We start from the raw sequence: 1827 nt of genomic DNA on the forward strand, positions 1-1827 counted from the left end.
TGGCCGTGCCTCGGGCGCGCGCCGCCCCGGCACGGTCGCCCGCCGGATCGTCGGCGTCGGCGTCGGTGGGAGCCGGGTGCAGCGTCCCCGTCGCCTCCGCCTTCAGGATCGCCTGTTCCGCCGCCACCACCAACGGGTCCGGTTCCGGGTGCGGGTTCCGGTCGGGGTCCGGGTCCGGTTCCGAACGGCCCGGCAGCGCGTTGGAGTTGGACTCCGCCACCGACCCCGGCAGCCGGAACGTCGGCGCCTTGTCCTCCGGCCCGCCCTTCGGCTTGTCCTTCGTCCGGGGCTCCCGCGGCTCCGCCGCCACCGCCGGGAGCAGGGACTGCGGCAGTACGACCACCGCCGCCACGCCCCCCTGCTCGTGCTCGCGTAGTTCGACCCGTACGCCATGACGCGCGGCCAGCAGCCCGGTCACGCGGAGGCCCAGTCCGTCGGCCACCTGCCCGGTGCCCGCCTCCGGCTCCGCCGTCGGCTCGGCGAGGAGCGCGTTCAGCTCCTCCAGCCGCGCCGCCGACAGGCCGACGCCCTGGTCCTCGACGGAGAGCATCACCTCGCCGTTCTCCAACAGCCAGCCGGACAGCTCCACTTCGGCGTCCGACGGCGAGAAAGACGCGGCGTTCTCCAGCAGTTCGGCCACCAGGTGGCTGAGGTCGTCCGCGACGAACCCGGCCACCTGGATGTGCTGCGGCAACTCCTGGATCGTGACCCGCTCGTACCGCTCGATCTCGCTGACCGCCGCGCGCAGGACGTCCACGAGCGGCACGGGCCCGGTGGGCGCGTGAGCGTGTTCGTACCCCGCGAGCAGCAGCAGGTTCTCGCTGTGCCGCCGCATGACCGTCGCCAGGTGGTCGACCTTGAAGAGCGTGGCGAGCCGGTCGGGCTCCTGCTCCCGCTCCTCCAGGCCCTCGATGACGGCGAGTTGGCGCTCGACCAGCCCGAGCGTGCGCAGCGACAGGTTGACGAAGGTGTGGTGCACGGTGTGGCGCAGCTGCTGGAGCTGGACGCCGATCTCGGCCGTGGCTTCCTGGAGTTCGGACCGCTGCGCCACGACCTTCTCGCGCGCGCCGATCAAGTCGTCCCGGTCGCTGCCCAGTTGGTCCGTACGGGTGGAGAGGTCGAGGAGCTTGCCGTGCAGCGTGTTGAGGGACCGTACGACCTGGGCGAACTCGTCGTTGCGGCCGGTGAACCTGATCGGTTCCTCGGTCTCGGGCGCGCCGGCGATCCGGGCCGCGCCGATCCGCAGGACGGCGAGCGGCCGGGTGAGCGTACGGGCGACGGCCGTGGACACGCCGACGGCGATCAGCAGACAGCCGCCGAGGAGCGCGACCCGCAGCTCCAGGTCGGTGACGCCGTCGTCGCGCAGCGTCTCCAGCCGGGCGACCTGGCTGGAGCTGAGGCCGGACTCGACGCCGCGCATCTGGTCGATCCGGGCGGAGAGCGCGGCACCGACCTTCTCCTGGTCGGCCTGGCGCTCGGACTCCGACAGCTCGGGCCGGTCGGTGAGCTGGGTGAGGAAACCGTCGGCGGCCTTGACGTCAGGACCCGTGACGGTGGCCGCGAAGGAGTCGCGGGCCTCGGCGCCCGCGGCCTGGTCGAAGTCGGCGAGGGCGCCCAGTTCCCGGACGCGGGACTGCTGGGCCGCCGCGCTGAGGGAGTCGCGGAGCGCGTCGTTCTTCTTGCTGTCGCCGCCGGCGGACGGTTCGAGGGCCAGGCCGGTGACCGGGTCGATCTGCGGCTCCGCGCTCTGCGCGCCGGGCACGGCGAGCGCGGCGAGGAGCAGTCCCCGGGTGGCGGAGGCCTGCTCGACGGCGCGGCCGAGGTCGG

General features: G+C 73.7%; 1 protein-coding gene. It reads right to left on the reverse strand.

Annotated features, from left to right (window positions below; genetic code table 11):
• A partial coding sequence (locus tag GT042_RS02095; RefSeq protein ID WP_161306981.1) for a nitrate- and nitrite sensing domain-containing protein occupies positions 1–1827 on the reverse strand: 1827 nt, incomplete at both ends.

It is taken from the genome of Streptomyces sp. SID3212 (assembly GCF_009865405.1).
GTDB lineage: Bacteria > Actinomycetota > Actinomycetes > Streptomycetales > Streptomycetaceae > Streptomyces.